This is a genomic window from Alteromonas sp. H02 (assembly GCF_059682525.1).
The window spans coordinates 1,750,582-1,770,051 of record NZ_CM185021.1; the positions used below are offsets into that span (position 1 = coordinate 1,750,582).

At 47.6% G+C, this 19,470-nt stretch carries 13 protein-coding genes; 10 read left to right on the forward strand and 3 right to left on the reverse strand.

Annotated features, from left to right (window positions below):
- Positions 1 to 233: 233 nt before the first annotated feature.
- A complete protein-coding gene (locus AC566Q_RS08090; RefSeq protein ID WP_105934456.1) occupies positions 234 to 935 on the forward strand; it encodes a GntR family transcriptional regulator in 702 nt (233 codons plus the stop codon).
- Between the two features lie 6 nt (positions 936 to 941).
- Here AC566Q_RS08090 and AC566Q_RS08095 read toward each other — a convergent pair whose 3' ends face one another.
- Entirely contained in the window at positions 942 to 4,319 is a 3,378-nt protein-coding gene (locus tag AC566Q_RS08095; RefSeq protein ID WP_499615562.1) for a PAS domain-containing hybrid sensor histidine kinase/response regulator, read from the reverse strand.
- Positions 4,320 to 4,564: 245 nt separating this feature from the next.
- Here AC566Q_RS08095 and grpE point away from each other — a divergent pair, with 245 nt between their 5' ends.
- From grpE to AC566Q_RS08140, 9 genes are all read left to right on the forward strand, one after another.
- Positions 4,565 to 5,215 (forward strand): nucleotide exchange factor GrpE, encoded by a 651-nt coding sequence (gene grpE, locus AC566Q_RS08100; protein ID WP_123325799.1) that lies wholly within the window; start codon positions 4,565 to 4,567, stop codon positions 5,213 to 5,215.
- Positions 5,216 to 5,302: 87 nt separating this feature from the next.
- Positions 5,303 to 7,231, forward strand: coding sequence for a molecular chaperone DnaK (gene dnaK / locus AC566Q_RS08105; protein WP_499615565.1), 1,929 nt, complete (start codon positions 5,303 to 5,305; stop codon positions 7,229 to 7,231).
- A gap of 228 nt (positions 7,232 to 7,459) precedes the next feature.
- Positions 7,460 to 8,593: a molecular chaperone DnaJ gene (gene dnaJ / locus AC566Q_RS08110; protein WP_499615568.1), complete on the forward strand. Its 1,134-nt coding sequence runs from the start codon at positions 7,460 to 7,462 to the stop codon at positions 8,591 to 8,593.
- Positions 8,594 to 8,722: 129 nt separating this feature from the next.
- Positions 8,723 to 9,193, forward strand: a complete 471-nt coding sequence (locus AC566Q_RS08115) for a c-type cytochrome (RefSeq protein ID WP_499615571.1) — start codon at positions 8,723 to 8,725, stop codon at positions 9,191 to 9,193.
- Positions 9,194 to 9,366: 173 nt separating this feature from the next.
- Positions 9,367 to 9,810, forward strand: a complete 444-nt coding sequence (tnpA, locus tag AC566Q_RS08120) for an IS200/IS605 family transposase (protein ID WP_061094626.1) — start codon at positions 9,367 to 9,369, stop codon at positions 9,808 to 9,810.
- Between the two features lie 375 nt (positions 9,811 to 10,185).
- Entirely contained in the window at positions 10,186 to 12,729 is a 2,544-nt protein-coding gene (locus AC566Q_RS08125) for a bifunctional diguanylate cyclase/phosphodiesterase (RefSeq protein WP_499615574.1), read from the forward strand.
- Positions 12,730 to 12,874: 145 nt separating this feature from the next.
- Complete coding sequence (locus AC566Q_RS08130; protein WP_499615577.1) at positions 12,875 to 14,776, forward strand: propionyl-CoA synthetase; 1,902 nt, start codon at positions 12,875 to 12,877, stop codon at positions 14,774 to 14,776.
- A gap of 163 nt (positions 14,777 to 14,939) precedes the next feature.
- On the forward strand, positions 14,940 to 16,268 hold the full coding sequence (locus AC566Q_RS08135; RefSeq protein ID WP_499612139.1) for an IS4 family transposase: 1,329 nt from the start codon (positions 14,940 to 14,942) through the stop codon (positions 16,266 to 16,268).
- A gap of 92 nt (positions 16,269 to 16,360) precedes the next feature.
- A complete protein-coding gene (locus AC566Q_RS08140; RefSeq protein ID WP_499615580.1) occupies positions 16,361 to 16,687 on the forward strand; it encodes a DUF3392 family protein in 327 nt (108 codons plus the stop codon).
- A 93-nt stretch (positions 16,688 to 16,780) separates the two neighbouring features.
- On the opposite strand, the gene AC566Q_RS08145 is transcribed toward AC566Q_RS08140, so the two are convergent.
- Together AC566Q_RS08145 and AC566Q_RS08150 are read right to left on the reverse strand one after the other, a co-directional pair.
- Positions 16,781 to 17,410, reverse strand: a complete 630-nt coding sequence (locus tag AC566Q_RS08145; RefSeq protein WP_499615583.1) for a hypothetical protein — start codon at positions 17,408 to 17,410, stop codon at positions 16,781 to 16,783.
- A 252-nt stretch (positions 17,411 to 17,662) separates the two neighbouring features.
- The gene (locus AC566Q_RS08150) at positions 17,663 to 19,210 is read right to left on the reverse strand and encodes a rhomboid family intramembrane serine protease (protein WP_499615586.1); all 1,548 of its coding nucleotides are present in this window, start codon (positions 19,208 to 19,210) and stop codon (positions 17,663 to 17,665) included.
- Positions 19,211 to 19,470 lie beyond the last annotated feature (260 nt).

Sequence of the window (19,470 nt, forward strand, 5' to 3'; positions counted from 1 at the left end):
TCTTGTATATTGGATCCAATGTTAGCAATGTTAATAGAATGTTTCTAGCTTTTTGTAAATTTTGGATCCAAAAATGGACATTGTCAGACTAATGGGCCTTAATTTTTGCCCGTTTAATAATAATTGGATCCAATTAAGAATTTACTTAAGTGCTTGTTTACAACCTCGTTACTGCGCAAAATAGAAGGGGGGCCTGGTTAGACAAGATGAATAGCCGTTCAGGAAAATTGAAAATGAAGAAAGATAAACACGCCGTACTCAGCATATTACGGAATAAAATCCTCTCTGGCGCGCTGAATCAGGGCGATAGACTGGCTGAAATACCCACCGCAGATATGTTGGGGGTATCTCGAACACCGGTTCGCATTGCTTTTCGTGCCCTTGAACAGGAGGGGTTATTAACGAAGTTGCCCCGGCGTGGTTATCAGGTTAGGAAAGTGACTAACGAGGAAATTGCCGGTTCTGTAGAAGTGCGTGGCGTGCTGGAAGGCTTAGCGGTGCGACAGATCGTTGAGAAGGGGGGGGGCAGTGCAATTATTGCCGAGCTCAGATTGTGTCTGCATGAGGGTGACACCTTGTTTGCCGAGCGCACGTTTGATGAAGAAAAGATCCAGACCTATGTAGAGATAAACCGACGGTTCCACGAGTGCCTGGTAAAAGGCAGTCAGAACAATGCGATTGTGATGGCTTTGCAGATTAATGAGCACCTTCCTATGGCATCGGTAAATGCGCTGGTGTTTAACCCTGAGCAACCCGAGCGCGAATATGAACGGCTCTATTATGCTCATCAGCAACATCACGCCATCGTGCAGGCCATTGCTGCGGGGCAGGGAGCACGTGCTGAGGCTCTGATGAAAGAGCACGCACAGGCCGCCCTGAACAGTTATGAACAAATAGCTGCCAGTGGTCTGTCAAAAACTATCCGTACTGAATAATCAGCGTTAGCCACTGGTCAGTTTATGTTGTTTCAGCATACGTTTGAGTGCCGCGGGTTTTAACGGTTTGGGTAAATACAGCAATCCTGCCTCACGTGCTTCATCACGCACGCCATCATGGCGGTTAGCGGTATTAAGAATACCGGGTACCGAACGTTGCCAGTGTTTACGCAACTGACAGGCCACGTTGATGCCTGTCTCGCCGTGATCCAGATGATAATCAACCAACATCAGGTCGGGGATTGTTTCACAAGACAGGGCCTCGGCTACCGTTTTCGCAACCATCACCTTAGCGCCCCAGTCTGACAGCAATGCTTCCATCGCGGAGCTTATTTGCTCGTCATTTTCGATAATCAGAATGCACTGCTTATCGAGTAAATTTATCTGCTCCGACCGCTTATCAGGTGCGGTGTCCGGTTGGCGCTGTAAGGTTTCACGAGACCGCTCCACACGAATACTGAATGCGGTGCCTTTGTTTGGTTGTGAGGCAACACTCACCGGGTGAACCAGTAGCTGACTGATCCGCTCCACAATGGTCAGGCCCAGTCCGAGCCCCTGGTTATGCTGTTGATCAAGCTGATGAAATTCGTTAAAAATATCCTGTAACTGGTTTTCCGGAATGCCGGGGCCGGTATCCATTACCGCAATCTCGATAAAATTCCCCGCACGATGGCGAACCCCAATTAACACCCTGCCGCTTTGCGTGTAGCGCACCGCATTAGATAACAAATTCTGAATAATCCGGCGTAACAGCTTGGGATCAGAATAAACGTTGACACTGGTGGGAACATAGCTGAGTTGCAGCGACTTTTGTTCGCCAATGATGCTGAATTCGTTAACCAGACCGGCAAGCACATCATCAAGGGCAAAGTGGGTTTTCTGTACGGTCAGGCGGCCAGACTCCAGACGTGTCATATCCAGCAGGGACGTTAGCAAGGATTCTGCACTGTTAAGCGAATGTAGCAGGCCTTCACTCATCGTGTGTAACTCAGTACCAGAGGTTTTTTGCACCAGCATTGAGGCAAACAGCGTGGCGGCGTTAAACGGCTGCATCAGGTCATGCCCGGCGGCAGCCAAAAATTTTGTTTTACTTAAATTGGCCTGGTCGGCTTCCTGCTTGGCAACTTCAAGCTGTTTGGTGCGATGGGCCACGCGGGCTTCCAGTTCGGTTTTAGCCTGTTCCAGTTGGTCCTGAATTTTAATATAGGCAGTAATATCACTGTAAGTGGTGACATAGCCGCCGCCCGGTAAAGGGCTGCCGTTAAGTTCAATTACCCGGCCATCGGCCTGTTTACGCACATATTTATATTCGCTGCCCGCGGCCATGTATTGCACCCGCTTATCAATTTCTTCCTGCATATTGCCCACTTCGCCGAGCAGGCCGCGCCGTGCGTTGTATTGCAACAGGTCTTTAATCGGCATACCTACCTGAACCACACCTGCGGGGTAGTTAAACATATCCAGGTAACTGTCATTCCAGGCCAGCATGTTGAGGTTCTGGTCGAGCACCACTATGCCTTGTTGAATATGCTGTACCGACGACATCAGTACTTCATGATTAAACTGAAAGCTTTGTGAAGCTTCCTCCACCCAATGCACCAGGTTTGAGAAACCGCGCCCCTGCGAATCGGCTATAGCGGTTAACAGCAGCCGCGCACTGGGATGGCCAATTTGCCCGGCCATCAGTTTTTCCACCCGGGTTAATAGGCCCTGACTGGCATAGCCCTGGCGACTGTTACCAGTGTCGTTGCCGCTAAGTTGTCTGGCCAGCGTGGCGTGTGCACCGGGCTCCAGCACCCGCTCAGTTAACGATAATAAATCACTTACCGGGATGGCCAGTTCTGGTTCTTCTGCGCGACTAACAGGCAGTGGGGGGTCTGTTTCATTGTGGGCTTTTGCGGTTGGTAACAGCGCTGCAACCAACACATAAACCATGCAATTAATCACCAGACTCAGTACATAGCTGGTGGCCAGATCGTGATCGCTGGGAATGGGATTAAAATAATAGCTGGAGAGCAGGCTGGGGTAGAGCATCCATACCACCCAGCCAATAAAACCGGCCAGCATGCCACTGATAGCGGCGGTTTTACTGCGCTTTTGCCAGTTCAGGCTAAACATCATGGCAGGCAGCATCTGCGATAGCAGCGCCATGGCAATGATACCGCTTTTCACTAGCGGTGCGCTTTGGCTGATATTTACGTGGTACCAGAAAGCCACAGACAACACCACCAGTACGGTGAGCCGGCGAATATTCAATAACTGGCTGGCCTCCATGGTATGCCGTGCCTGCTTTTTGAGTTTGAACTTAAACCACAGCGGCGTGATCAGGTTATTGGCAATCATAATCCCCAGCGCCAGTGTCGCCACAATGATCATGCTGGTGGTCGCCGACAATCCGCCTAAAAAGGCGATTACCGATACGGTGAGGTTTTGCTCATGGAGTGGGATCGCCAGTACCAGCGAGTCTGACCGAGCGGTAGTAGGGTCGAGGAGCACACTGCCAGCCAGCGCGATAGGTAGCAGGAAAAGGGTCATGCCTAACAGGTATAAAGGAAACAGCCAACGAGCAGTTTTTAACTCTCCGGTGCCGTTATTTTCAACGAAGTTCATATGGAACTGGCGGGGCAATATAAACATGGCGCAAATGCCCAGCAGAATATGACTAATATAAACGACCCAGCTTTTATCGGCATACAGGATATCGCGCCCGGGCTGGTGTTGAGCCGCCTGGGCTACAACATCAAATAAGCCATCAAACAAGCCGTAGCACACATAAATACCCACTACAGACAAACCAATAAGCTTAATCATCGACTCGGCGGCGATAGTAACTAGCAGCCCCGGGTGTTTCTCGGTGAGACTGAGAGTTTGGGTACCAAATAAAATAGCAAACAGCGCCATTAACGCCGCCACATACAAACCAACCGTACCTGAGCCGCTGTCTGCATCAGCGGTAAGAAGGTTAATGCTTTCGGTAATGGCATCGAGTTGCAGGGCGATGTAAGGCACTACGCCAACAAAGCATAGCAGGGTAATGAGTGCAGCCAGACTATGCGAGCGGTCGTAACGCAGACTAATAAAGTCAGCCAGGGAGCTGACATTATTGTGCTGACAAATTCGGGTAATTTTAACTAATACCGGAAAAGCAAACAGCATTACCAGCGCAATGCCAACATAAGTAGGAAACACTGCCCAGCCATAATGAGTGGTTTGGGTGGTTGTGCCAAAAAACGCCCAGGAGGTACAGTGAACCCCGAGTCCTAAACTATACAGGACAGGATGCTGCTTATTCTTATCAATTTTTTTGTCACCCCAAAATGCCAGCGCGAACAAACCTGCCAGATAAAGCAGGACGATAGCGCTCACACTCCAAATGTTTAGCATGATGAATACCCTTATTTGCTGCGCAGTTAAATTAGCACAATTCCTCTTCATGTTGATATTTTGTAAACATTTTTTATCAGCAAAACGCAACGGGTTTGGTGTGATAAACGGCCATTGACCGGCAGTGAGTAAAGAAAATTGCGGCAAACCATAAAAAAATTGTGGATACCCTTGAAGGGCGTCAAACCACCCCCATAAATAGCCTCAATGTGAAAAACGACCCAATTTAACTTGTGGAGGAAAGCATGAGCGAGCCGCGCGACGTGCAATCAGAACAAAATGAAACCGTAGATCCCCAAACCGACGCCCAGGCAGTTGATGCTGAGCAGGTGGAAGTGGTAGAGGGCGAAACTCCCGAAGAAGCCCTGGCTGGCGAAGTCGTTGACGAAACGGCAGAAAAGATTGCCAGCCTGGAAAAAGCACTGGCAGCGGCTGAAGCCAAAGTGGCTGAGCAGCAGGACAGTGTATTACGGGCTCGTGCAGAAGCCGATAACGCTCGTCGTCGCGCCGACGGTGAAGTAGAAAAAGCCCGCAAATTTGCGTTGGAACGTTTTGCCGGCGAACTGCTGCCGGTTATTGATAACCTCGAACGCGGTCTGCAAATGGCAGATACCGAAAACGAAGCTATCAAGCCGATGGTGGAAGGGGTAGAAATGACCCTAAAATCTTTTGTCAGCACAATTGAAAAATTTGGAATGGCCCCTATTGATCCGCAAGGCGAGGCGTTCAATCCAGAACTGCATCAGGCGATGTCGATGCAGGAAAGCGCTGACCATGAGCCGAATACGGTAATGGCAGTAATGCAAAAAGGCTACGAATTAAACGGGCGTTTGCTGCGTCCGGCCATGGTAATGGTTTCGCGTGCACCAAGTAGCGGTGTGGATACGCAGGCTTAACAGATATTTTTTAATGACAGGTATTGAAATTGGTGGTGAATAACCCCACTAATTTTGCAAGATTACAGAATTATACGGAGACACGTAATGGGTAGAATCATTGGTATCGACTTAGGTACAACGAATTCATGTGTCGCAGTTTTAGACGGCGACAAACCGCGAGTAATTGAGAACGCGGAAGGTGACCGCACCACGCCATCAATTATCGCTTACACTAACGACGGTGAGACCCTGGTTGGTCAGTCTGCGAAGCGTCAGGCGGTAACCAACCCGGAAAACACCTTATTCGCTATCAAGCGTTTAATTGGTCGTCGTTTTGAAGACAAAGAAGTACAGCGCGACATCGACATCATGCCTTTCAAAATTGCCAAGGCAGACAATGGTGACGCGTGGGTAGAAGTGAAAGGCGACAAAATGGCGCCACCACAGGTATCTGCCGAAGTACTGAAGAAAATGAAAAAGACCGCTGAAGACTATCTGGGTGAAGCGGTAACCGGCGCAGTAATCACTGTACCAGCTTACTTTAACGACTCTCAGCGTCAGGCAACTAAAGATGCCGGTCGTATCGCTGGTCTTGAAGTTAAGCGTATTATCAACGAGCCGACTGCTGCAGCCCTTGCTTATGGCATGGATAAAAAGCAAGGCGATAACGTTGTTGCGGTTTACGATTTAGGTGGTGGTACCTTTGATATCTCTATCATCGAAATCGATGAAGTAGACGGCGAGCACACGTTTGAAGTACTGGCGACTAATGGTGACACGCACTTAGGTGGTGAAGACTTCGATAACCGTGTTATCACTTACCTGGTAGATGAGTTCCATAAAGATCAGGGCATCAACCTGCGTAAAGATCCACTGGCGATGCAACGCTTAAAAGAAGCGGGCGAGAAAGCGAAAATCGAGCTGTCTTCTTCACAGCAAACAGAAGTAAATCTGCCGTACATCACAGCTGATGGTTCTGGTCCTAAGCACTTAGCGATCAAACTGACCCGTGCCAAGCTTGAGTCACTGGTTGAAGATATGGTGAAAGAGTCGCTTGAGCCGGTTAAGAAAGCCCTGGCTGATGCAGACCTTTCAGTAAGCGATGTTAACGACATCATCCTGGTAGGTGGTCAAACCCGTATGCCTCTGGTACAGAAGTACGTAACAGAGTTCTTCGGTAAAGAGCCACGTAAAGACGTTAACCCTGACGAAGCGGTTGCGGTTGGTGCTGCGATTCAAGGCGGTGTACTGTCTGGTGATGTTAAAGACGTACTGCTGCTGGACGTTACCCCGCTTTCACTGGGTATCGAAACCATGGGCGGTGTAATGACTGCGCTGATTGAGAAGAACACTACGATTCCAACTAAGAAATCGCAAACCTTCTCTACCGCAGAAGACAACCAGTCTGCAGTAACCGTACACGTGCTGCAGGGTGAACGTAAACAGGCACAGGGTAACAAGTCACTGGGTCAGTTTAACTTAGAAGGTATTCGTCCGGCTGCGCGCGGTGTACCGCAAATCGAAGTAACCTTCGATATCGATGCCGATGGTATCCTGCATGTATCTGCTAAAGATAAGGACACCGGTAAAGAACAGAAGATCACCATCCAGGCGTCTTCTGGTCTGAACGAAGACGAAATCGAAAAAATGGTTGCCGACGCGGAAGCGAACAAAGAAGCCGATAAGAAGTTTGAAGAACTGATTCAGACTCGTAACCAGGCTGACGGTATGATCCACGCTACCCGTAAGCAAATGGACGAAGTAGGTGACGCACTGAGCGCCGACGATAAAGCGCCTATCGAAGAAGCCCTGAGCGCGCTGGAAACAGCAGCGAAAGGCGAAGATAAAGCGGAAATCGAAGCGAAAACTCAGGAGCTTATTCAGGCTTCATCCAAGCTGATGGAAGCGGCTCAGGCACAGCAAGCAGCAGCTGGCGGTGCTGAAGGCGCGGATGCTGGCGCAAGCCAGGGCAAGCCTGACGATGACGTTGTTGACGCTGAGTTTGAAGAAGTCAAAGACGACGATAAAAAGTAAGTAACACGAAATACCGGCGGTTCGCCGCCGGTTAGCGTTACCATCAGGCGCAGCAGCACACAGCTTGTTGCGCCTTTTTATGTAATACCCATTCCACAAACTATGTTGAAAGCCGGTATGGCCAACAGTTATTTAAAAGCACATGGTTGCTGAAATGGGTATAGTAACAATTAAGCAATCGGGCAATGCACACTGCGTTGCTGTTAACGGGTAGGAATAGCGAGCGATATGTCGAAACGAGATTACTACGAAGTGCTTGGCGTGGACAAAAGTGCCGGCGAGCGCGAGATAAAAAAAGCATACAAAAAACTGGCTATGAAGTACCACCCTGACCGTACTCAGGGCAACAAGGAACTGGAAGAAAAGTTCAAGGAAATTCAGGAAGCCTATGAGGTACTGACCGACGGCCAGAAACGCGCCGCTTACGATCAGTACGGTCACGCCGGCGTTGATCCAAACCGCGGTGGCGCAGGTTTTGGCGGTGGTGCTGACTTCGGTGATATTTTCGGCGATGTATTTGGCGATATATTTGGCGGTGGCCGAGGTCGTCAGTCACGTGCGCGCCAGGGCGCAGATTTACGCTACAACCTGGAAATGTCACTGGAAGAAGCCGTCCGCGGTAAAGAAGTTGAAATTCGCGTACCCACTTTAGTGGCCTGTGACTCTTGTCATGGCTCCGGCGCGAAAAAGGGCACCAGCCCGAAAACCTGCCCAACCTGTCATGGTCAGGGCCAGGTGCAGATGCGCCAGGGTTTCTTTGCGGTTCAGCAAACCTGTCCTACCTGTTCAGGTCGCGGCAAGATTATCAGCGATCCGTGTAACGAGTGTCATGGTCAGGGCCGTAAGGAACAAACCAAAACGCTGTCGGTTAAAGTGCCGGCAGGCGTGGACACCGGCGATCGTATCCGCTTAAGCGGTGAAGGCGAAGCCGGCGAGAGCGGCGCACCAGCAGGTGATTTATATGTACAGGTACACGTGCGCGATCACGATATCTTTACCCGTGATGGCAACAATCTGTACTGTGAGGTGCCACTGAGCTTCACTACCGCGGCGCTGGGTGGCGAGCTGCAGGTACCAACGCTCGACGGTAAAGTAAAACTTAAAGTCAGCCCTGAAACCCAAACCGGGCGTATGTTCCGGTTACGCGGCAAAGGGGTTAAATCGGTTCGTAGTGGCGCTATCGGTGACTTACTGTGTAAAGTGGTCGTGGAAACCCCGGTGAATCTGTCTGCTAAGCAAAAAGAACTGCTTAAAGAGCTGGATGAATCTATGGGGAAAGGTACCGACGCTGCCAAGCACCGCCCAAAAGAGCAGGGCTTCTTTGACGGCGTTAAAAAGTTCTTCGATGACTTAACCAATTAGTCATCCGGCTTTTAAAATTAAACATTTAACGGATCAACCCTTGTTGATCCGTTTTTGTTTGTCCAGTATAAAAACATTAATAACAATTACGCTTACCAAGGCGATCCTTTAATAACCGGAGACCAGGAAATGAAATCAGTAAAGGTATTTACAGTGGGACTAATGGCAGCAGGTATGTTAACCGCTGCTAATGCAGCAACCGTTGCAAAGTCAGAAAAACAGGCAGAAGCTGCGGTGGAATATCGTCAGTCACTGTTTCAACTGGTAAAAAGCAACGCATCACCTATGTTTGGTATGGCTAAAGGTGCATTGCCCTTTGATGCCGAGGTAATGCAGACCAATGCTACGCGACTGGAGCAGTTAGCTGATATGATGGCCGACTATCTGTTGGTGGATACCACAGGGTTTGACGTGGATACCGAAGCCAAACCAGCCCTGTTCAGCAACGAGTCAGACGTAATGGCTAAGATTGCTAAATTCAAAGAAGCAGCCACCGGCATCAAAAAAGCGGCGATGTCAGGTGATGAAGGTAGCTATGGCAAGGCGATTGGCGCACTGGGCGGCGGCTGTAAGTCATGCCACGATGATTACAAAGAGTAATATAAGCTCATCTACGTGCTATTCAGGAAGCCGGCATCAGCCGGCTTTTTTGTTGTCAGCTTTAAACCACCTCCTATGGAGGTGGTGATCGGCGACTCGGGGCTATGCCCGTAGAGAGCCCATGTTAGATACTTCCTTCTGTTTGTTACCAGCAAATAAAAGGAGTAAATAACATGAGCAGATATGAATCCGCATCACACGTATTCTATCGCTGTCAGTATCACATTGTGTGGACGCCGAAGTACAGATACAAAATCTTGAAAGGTAAGGTGGGTAAAGAACTTTACCGAAGTATTTATGTATTCTGTAGCATGAAAAAGTGCACTGTAGTTGAACTGAATGTTCAAATAGATCATGTACATTTAGTTGTAAGAACACCGCCCAGTTTGAGCGTATCAGACTTGATGGGGACGTTAAAAGGTAGAACAGCAATAAGGCTGTTCAACAAGTTTCCGTATTTAAGAAAGAAAAAGTTGTGGGGAAATCACTTCTGGCAGCGAGGCTATTTCGTAGACTCGGTAGGAGCCAATGAAGAGATAATCCGCAGATACGTAAAGTATCAGGACAAGCAAGCTAAAGAGGATGAAGAGCGTCAGCAACTCTTAGAGCTTCAATAGATCAGAAAGGCACCCTTATAGGGTGCCCAAAAGCAAAGCCACCTCCTATGGAGGTGGATTTTTACTTTCCAGCAGTAAAGAGTCCGTGCCTGAGTATTAATCTGCCTATTCAGTTTGAATAGCCGAGCTGTCGGTCAAAAAATACTGAGGCTTATTGAATTGCTAACCAGAGTGGAAATTTAGATAAATCGATACTTTAGTTTAATATTTATGATTGATAGTATTCTGCAAAGGTTCGAAATTTAGTGTGGCCGGCCGTTTTATAACGTCTATATTTGTTGTAATTCAGGGATAGTTTTCTAAGCTTAGTACCGGGCTCGATTATTAGTGGCTGAATAGTAACCGTAAATTTTAGCAGGACGCATCAGACTCCTCATGTTGGAAAAGGTATCCGAACTCGATTTTTTCACCATTGCTGAGCAGGCAGTTTCTAAGTCTGAGTGCTCAGGCGTTGCCGTGTTTACCCTGAATGAGCAGGGCGAACCTGCTAATCTTATATTCTTAATGAATAACGGTGAAACCGTTGATGTGACAGATTTTGAGCTGTCGTTTAAGCGGTTTGACCGTCGCAATCAGGGAACACAAAAGGTTGAGCAGTTCAGCGTAAACGGCAGCAACCTTCTGAGCGATGTTGAGGGCGTGGCAAAAGTCCTACTGTTGGAGGATTTGAGTGCGGTAGGGGGCCTGGTATTTCTACTCGATAAACAAGGCGGCTCGGCTTCCCAGACTGAGCTGGCAATGGAGCTGGCTGTTGAACGGCTAAAGCTGGCCCTTGAGCGGGCGCATAGCAATAAATGCCCTGTCATCAGTACCAATAAGCTGCTCAATCAGAAGCTCGAATTACTCAACGAGATAGGGTCTATTTCAAAAACCGGCGGTTGGGAAATTGATTTAGCCAGTGGCGTGATCACCTGGACTGATGAAATGTTCCGGATTTACGGCCTACCCCACGGCTCACCAGTTTCTATTTCGACGGCCATGGCATACTTTCCACCGGAAACCAAAAAAGCCATCATGACATCCTTTGACAAGGTGGTAAGTGAGGGCAAGGAATATTGCCTCGAGGGCTTCCTGCGCCGCGCTGATGGAAAGGTATTGCGCATTAAAGCCACCGGTAAGCCGCGCTACACCGGGAAAAAGGTTACACAGGTATTTGGTGCACTGGAGGACATCACAGAACAGTACCGGCTACTGGAAACCGAATACAATTATGCGGCCTACCTGACTGCTATCCTCGACAACTTAAACGACGTGGTAGTCACCATCGATACCAGTGGCACTATCATTACCGCAAATAAAACAATGTCGACAATCTTTGGTTATGAACCCGAGGAAATAATGGGTCAGGATGTCAGCATTCTGATGCCTGATCCGTATGCCAAATACCACAGCGAGTTTCTTAATCATTACCTGGAAACCGGCCGTGCAAAAATCATTGGTGTAGGACGGGAGCTGCCTGGCTTACATAAATCCGGCCGGGTGTTTCCCATCGAGATTTCCCTGTCAGAAGTAGTGCAGGAAGGGCAGCGCCAGTTTATCGGTATTGTTAAGGATATTACTGAGCGTAAAAAGGCCATGGAAGAGATCTATACAACAGCGTATTTTGATGATCTTACTGAGCTGCCAAATATGCGTTCCTTTGAAATTGACCTGGCACGAGTACTTAATCAGGCGTCCTCACAGTTCAATGCCCTGGACATTTATTGCTGTCTTATCGACATGGATAATTTCACTCAGTACAACCTGAGCTTTGGCAAGCATGTGGGCGACAAAATCCTGGCTACCATCGGTCAGCGCATAAATGCGGCGATCGATGGGGACTTAAAGGTTTATCGTGGTATTGGCGATAACTTCCTTATCCTTTCTACTGCGCCGGTTGATGGTGAAAATCGTGAAAACGAGAGTATCATCAATACTCTGGAATGGGAGATCCACAAAGCAATTGTGACGCCCATCGCGGTGGATGATTTAATTCACTCTGTTACCGCCGCCATTTCCTCCTGCCGCCTAGAAGCCTCGAAAGCCAGTTATGAAAAGGTCAACGGTGTGCTCTCCTTTGGTAAAAAGCGGGCTAAGAAGCAAGGGCCGGGCAGTGTGTTAACTATCGACAACGCTGCGTTTGAGGATTACAACCGCTATAACACCATCACCCACTCTTTTCAGCGGGCATTGCAGAACAACGAATTTTATCTGATGTTGCAGCCTCAGTTTAACGCGTCTAATGAAGTTATCGGCTCTGAGGCGCTGATCCGCTGGGAGCATCCTGAATTAGGCATGATCAGCCCGGTAGAGTTTATTCCGGTAGCGGAAGAGAGTGACGCAATTATCGATATAGGCAACTGGGTAATAAACGAAGCCTGCCGCTTACTCCATGAATGCGAGTTGCAGGGTAAGCATACCCGCATCGCTGTGAATATCAGCGGCCGCCATATTGTGCGCGCAGACTTTGCCGAAACCATTACGCAACTTATTGAAAAATGGGGCCTGGCGCCGGATACGCTGATGCTGGAGATTACCGAAACCACGCTGGTATCGAGCATTGATTTAGTACGCGAGCGCATGGATAAGCTGGGCGAACTCGGCTTCTTTTTCTCTATTGATGACTTTGGTACCGGTTACTCCAGCCTGAGTTATCTGAAAGAATTGCCCATTTCAGAACTTAAGATAGACCGCTATTTTGTGGATGAAATTAACTTCCACGATGACGAAGTGCCGATTGTGAATTCCATTATCGATCTGGCCCATGCCCTCTCAGTAAGTAGTGTGGCCGAAGGTATCGAAAATGAGTTTCAGAGAGAGTATTTGCGCCAACGTGGCTGCGAGTATTTTCAGGGCTATTTTTATTCTCGCCCGCTGCCGGAGAAAGCCTGGCGCGACTTTATTATGAACAGCTCACTGCGTAAAATTGATTTAGATTAAAAAAAGCGCAATTATTCAAAAGTTGTCGACATATAAGCCAATGGTCGTATGGGCAAACGGCCCATTTTCTATTACTGTAATAGCATCTAGAAGTTTTCAGCGAAGATTTCAAACCGCATAATAATAGTGTAGGAAGTGAATTTGTATGTCATACCAAGCAGAATATCAGCGTTCAATTGAGCAACCCGCCGAATTTTGGGCAGAGCAAGCCAAAGCTCTACCCTGGTTTAAAGCACCAAAGGACATTCTTACCCAGGACAACGAGGGTATTTACCACTGGTTTGACGACGGTGAAATGAATACTGCCTACATGGCCGTTGATTATCATGTTGAAAACGGTCGCGGCGATCAGCCAGCTATTATCTACGATTCACCGGTTTCTGACAGTAAGTCTGTACTCACCTACGCGCAACTGCAGGAACAGGTTTCTCTGTTTGCCGGGGTGTTAAAAGCTCAGGGCGTAGAGAAGGGCGATCGTGTTGTGGTGTACATGCCAATGATCACTGAGGCTGTAGTTGCCATGCTGGCGATTGCCCGCCTTGGTGCTATCCATTCAGTGGTATTTGGCGGTTTTGCGCCTCATGAATTAGCGGTACGCATTGAAGATGCTGAGCCAAAACTGATTGTTACCGCTTCTTGTGGTATCGAAGTGGCCAAGGTGATTGAGTACAAGCCACTTGTCGACAAAGCCATTGAGCTATCAGCTCATAAACCAGAGTGTTGTGTGGTACTGCAGCGGCCACAAGCCATAGCGACAATGCACGAAGGCATGGATATCGACTGGGCACAGGCAATGGCTCAAGCCACACCAGCCGATTGTGTGGCGGTTAAAGGCACCGATCCGCTGTATATATTGTATACCTCCGGTACCACCGGCAAACCAAAAGGTGTTGTGCGTGAAAACGGCGGCCACGCCGTGGCATTAAAATATTCCATGACGGCGGTTTACGACATGCAACCTGGCGAAGTGTTCTGGGCCGCATCCGATGTGGGTTGGGTTGTGGGTCACTCCTATATCGTTTACGGCCCGCTCCTGCATGGCTGCACTACCGTTGTTTACGAAGGCAAACCTGTGCGAACGCCCGATGCTGGCGCATTCTGGCGTATGGTAGACGAATACAAAATTAAAGCGCTGTTCGCTGCGCCCACAGCGTTTCGGGCTATACGTAAGGAAGACCCGGAAGCGGCGGAAATTAGCAAGTATGATATTTCTTCCCTGAAAACTATCTTTATGGCCGGTGAGAGGCTCGATCCGCCTACCTATCTGTGGACGGTAGATAAAACCGGCAAGCCTGTAGTTGATCACTGGTGGCAAACCGAAACCGGCTGGGCTATTTGCGCCAACCTCATGGGTATCGAGCCAAAACCCGCCAAGCCAGGTTCATCAACCCTGCCTACACCAGGCTTTAATGTTCAGGTGTTGGACGCTCGTGGTAATGAGTTACCCGCGGGGGAGCAAGGCGCTATTGCAATTAAGTTGCCCTTACCACCAAGTTGTCTGGCCACTATCTGGGGCGATTTTGAACGCTTCAAATCCGGTTATCTCAGCGATTTCCCGGGTTACTACTGCTCAGGTGATGGCGGTTACAAGGATGATGATGGCTATGTCTTTATTATGGGTCGAACCGATGACGTCATAAACGTGGCAGGCCACCGTTTATCCACCGGTGAAATGGAAGAAATCCTGGCGGCTCACGATGCCGTTGCCGAATGCAGTGTTATTGGCGTTCATGATGCCTTAAAAGGGCAGGAGCCGGTTGGTCTGGTATTGCTCAAAGATGGTTACGACCTCGACGAGGATGACCTGCAAAAAGAGCTGGTTGCCATGGTCCGAAAAGAAATTGGCCCGATTGCCTGCTTTAAGCGAGCAGTAGTGGTGCCAAGATTGCCTAAAACCCGGTCTGGCAAAATACTTCGTAAATTACTGCGCCAGATTGCCTCGAACCAGGAGGTGGCAGTACCATCCACCATTGACGATCCGGCGAGCGTGCCCGAAATCGAAGCGATCATGAAAGAGCAGGGGTTGGTTAAGGAAAGCACAGATTAATCATAAAGTTTCAGCATCAAAGTTGCTCTTGTACGTTCTTCGGGAGCAACTTTTTAGCCGGCGAAAGCCTAATGCCGATCAGTTAAGAAATTTATACTGATCGGTTGACCGATCTTTCTACGGGTTCACAATCCGATATCAGTCTCTGGTATCGGATTTTTTTATGTCTTTACTTACACACCTCGATGATACATTTGGTCATGCAGAAGATTTGAATGCTATCGATAAACTGATGTCTTTCGTTGACCCCGAACTTCTCCAGCAAGCTTATGAATTATCGGGTGTAGCGACCGTCAGGCGTCGACGATTACCTCTGGATTCGGTTGTTTTTACCATTGTTGGTATGAGTCTTTTCCGTAACGACCCTGTCTGGGACATTGCGAATAAACTCGATGTTTCACTACCGGGTAAAAATCGTTTTGTTGCGCCTAGTGCGGTGGTACAAGCGCGCCAACGACTGGGGGAAGATGCCGTCGGGCACACTTTTAAACTGATGGCACAGCGGGCATTTGGTGAGTACGCTTTTGAGCAGTGGTGTGGTTTAAATGTACTGGCGGTTGATGGCGTGATGTTTCGTACTCAGGATACTACGGAGAACCTTAATGCATTTGGTTGTGACCGGAATGCCAAGGGTGATAATCCGTACCCGCAGGTACGCATGTGCAGCCTGATGGAAACGTCCAGCCACCTTCTTTTGGCCAGTGAATTTGATAGTCGTAATGTAGGAGAGATGTCCCTCGCTGAACGGCTTATCCCTTCGGTGCCTGATAACTCTCTGACCCTGTTCGACAGAGGCTATTACTCGCTGGGATTACTCTACTTGTGGATGACTAAAGGGGTCAACACGCACTGGATGCTCCCTGCACGTAAAGATTTACAATACACAGTAAAACATCAACTAAGTGAAGATGATGCTATTGTCACACTGAAAACTTCTCCTCAGGCTAGGAAGAAGTTCGATGGTTTACCGGAAACCATCGAAGCGAGACTGACCAGCTACGAAATCGACGGAAAGACCTATCGGGTGCTTAGTTCAATGGTTGATGCGATGCAGTTTCCCTATGAAGACGTTGTTGATGTGTATGTTCAGCGCTGGGAAATAGAGTTGGGCTTCAGGGAAATGAAACAGACTCTGCATCAGGCAAAACTAACGCTTCGTAGTAAGAAACCTGAGATGGTGCGTCAGGAACTGTGGGGACTATTGCTCGCCTACAACCTGATTAGGATGATGATGCTAGATGCAGTAAAAGACATACCGGATTTATCTCCCTCTCGACTTAGCTTCGGACTCTGCATGAGACATATCATTGTGTTCTTCCTGACCACTATCCCAGACACAGTGACCAAACTGCCAGTTCACTATGAATACCTGATGGAATCGTTGAGGATGATGAGGTTACCGGACAAACGACCTGACAGGTATTATCCACGAGTGGTAAGGAATAGACCGGCTAAATACCCCTCAAAGAAAAATGCCAGTCAGCTTAACTGACTGGCATTAGGCGAAAGCCGGCTTTTTTCTTTGACTTCCCCGCAGCCCGCTTGCAAAATGCGGTCAGATTCATATCCGATAATGAGTAGTACGTGATAGCGTCTTTCACCACGCCTGTCAGCGATTTGCTGGCGAGTTATTTTAATGAAATGAGCCTGATGTTAATGGCAACGCTGCTGGTTGTTTATGGCGACATCATCAACAAGCAGGTTAAACGTAGCCTGAGTAGTCTGCACTTTATTCTGCGCAGCGGATTGTTTGTGTTGCTCTGTGCGTTTGGATACGGTGCGTTAACCTTATATGGTGCGCCACTGCTTCATCATATCTTTAAATTTGTGGCCTACGAATACCGTGGTGTGGCATTTATTGCAGCGTTTATCGCACTCGGTGTGGCGGCGGAACGCAGGCGGTATATCTGATTGAATGGCGGTAGTCCGGGTCTGCTGATCTCTGTGTTTATGTAAAACAACATTTCTGCACTACCATTCTACAGTCCCTGGTAGTGCGATAGATTAATCTGCGTTGCATTCCCCCTGGGAATTATCTTCAACGCCGTATTCTCGCGCTTCTTCAATAATGTCGATATCTTCGAAAAACAGCATGAAGCCATCGTCTTCTTTTGTTTGCAAAAACAAATCAACTTCAAGTTCATCAAATTGGTAAAGATTGCTAAAGCAACTACTCTCGAAGCCAATGGAGAATTCACCAGATACTTTCGCGCCTTTCTCGCGATAACGTTTTACCTGTGCCAGTACATCTTTGTCATAAAACTTCAGGATGGTTATTTTTTCATTATCCTCAATGTCATCTTTAAGAATGGCCGGGATATTACTTGCTGAAGCTGATAGTACCTGTTCCTGTGGCCTGAACTTATATTCATGGTTGAAAGGGGGGAAGTTTTCGGCTTCATTGGTACCTTTTTCTGGCAAGCCCTCGCTGCTGGTGGCCATGCGAATATTAACTGCACCGCCATGTACTTCTACTACTTCATTGGTACGCACGGCAACCTGAATTTCATCAGGATTCAAACTCAGAATAGATAATTGGGACATCTTGTACATGGTAGTAACAGGGATACTCATACACCCACTAAGTAGCATAGATGTCGCCATCATTAAGAGGGCTAACACTTTAATATTCATAACACTCCTTGTAGAGAACAATTATTTTGCAATATATCGACTAAGCAACCCCGTGTAAGTTCAATGGCGTGTATTAAATTACCTATATGCCTTCACTGAGAGGTAAATTGGAAATCTCAGCTCATTGTACAGGTTCGTTTTGCGGTGATGTTGGATACGCATAACTTCGATACTGCCGCCCAGCCAAAATGGCGACAAGACTGTTTTAGGTTCCCGAGAGAAAGTAACCAGAAGGTCTCAATACTAACCCATTTAGCTTGTTTGCGATTTCAACTTTGATGAAAAATGCAGACCTAAACTGATCATTGCGCCGGATAATAAACCCCCTATGTGTGCGGCATTGTCGATGCCGCCAGCTAAACCCATAAGCAGAGATATCCCGATATAAGGTAGAAACAGCAAGTAAATGGTTTTCTTTTCATGCCTTTTCATTGTACTTGTTGCCGTTAATCCCAAAATCCCCCCAAAGAGCCCAAATATAGCCCCTGAGGCGCCTACGCTAATGGTATTTTCATACCAGAAAACACTGGCCAAACTGCCTACGATGCCCGCGCCCAAATACAGCACTGCAACGCGAAGTTTTCCCAACATCGGTTCTATAAATAATGATGCTAATGCTAATCCATAAATATTAAGCAGCAGATGCATAATACCGCCATGCAAAAACATACTGGTGACTAATCGCCACCATTCTTGGTTGCCTATAGTCTCAAGTCTTCGGTTGGCTCCCCACGATAACAGCTCTGCACCATTTGGATAAATAGGATCAACTCCAGCCAGGCAAAGCGTTAAATAAGCCAGTATGTTTAAGCACATAATTAATGGCCCAATCAACCGTAGTTTATCGGGCAATAAAAATATCAGAGCCTCTTTAACCGGGTTATTTAACCTTAACTTTCCTTTGGAAAATTGTGTTACCCGTGAAGTACTCAGAGGAGGGAATAGCAAAATTAACATGAACATTGCGGTGCCAATACCCAATGTAAGACTCCCCCAATAAAACTTATCCCCCGTTATTTGCGTAAAGGGTTCCAACCGAGGAGTTAGTATCACTATTTCAGAAGTATCAAAGTTTTCGGCTTTCGATTTTGTTATCGCGTTTAAGAATAAATCTCTGTCTGCCGAATTAGACAGCTTTTCAAGATAATCTATTTTGTTAAAGTCATAATGACCGACTTTGGCCCAGGAATCCTCAAGGAATGCCTTCAATAGCTCATTTTTTTCAGCCTCAGAAAGACGATTGTTGATGGTTTTGGAATGTAAAAAGCCAAACCAATAACGCTGGCTGGATTCACCGGCCTGGCCTTTATCAAATGGCACGGCGGTATACAGTGATAACCTGAGTTTCCGCCCTTTATCAGAAGGCCTGACGTCGACATGATTAGTTGCTTTACTACCAACTAGTCGGTACCACTTAATTTGATAAAATCGCGAACGCTCTGATGTTTCAAAATCAAGTATGTCACTTGCATAAACCAGCGGATAAGCCGCTTTGGTGTAGTACAGTTGAAAAAACACTCCCGTTAAGCCAATGCATAGCCAGACAAGCACCTGTAGCCCGGAACGATGATTGTTGCTCTTAAATTTCAATAATGCCAGACGCGGTCGTAAAAACGGGTAGATGAACAACCAGGGCAGACACAGTGGAATGTATAATTCCCAATATTCCAGTCTTACAGCATCAACATTTAATTTATCAAGTATCCATCTGGCTAATAGCGGGAGCAGTAAGCTCATGATCACTACAAAAATATAGGCTGGCAAGATGAGCTTAAATTTTTTAACTACAACAGACAGCATGCGCGGTTCCTTCCCTGCAAATCAAATCCAACAGCTTATTACTGTGACTTTTTATTAACACCCGTATCCAAAGATAATCATATTCTGTGTTTTCAAGGAAAATGTAAAAAGTATGCTATACGCCCAAAGCTACCATTCAGGAAAAAGACAGCCAGATGGAAGCTCCTGACCAATAGTTATGCACGAAAATAACGGCATTTCATGCTGGTCACGCGCTCGTCCTTCTCTGACTATCGTTCTGGTCGATATGTGATGCGGGC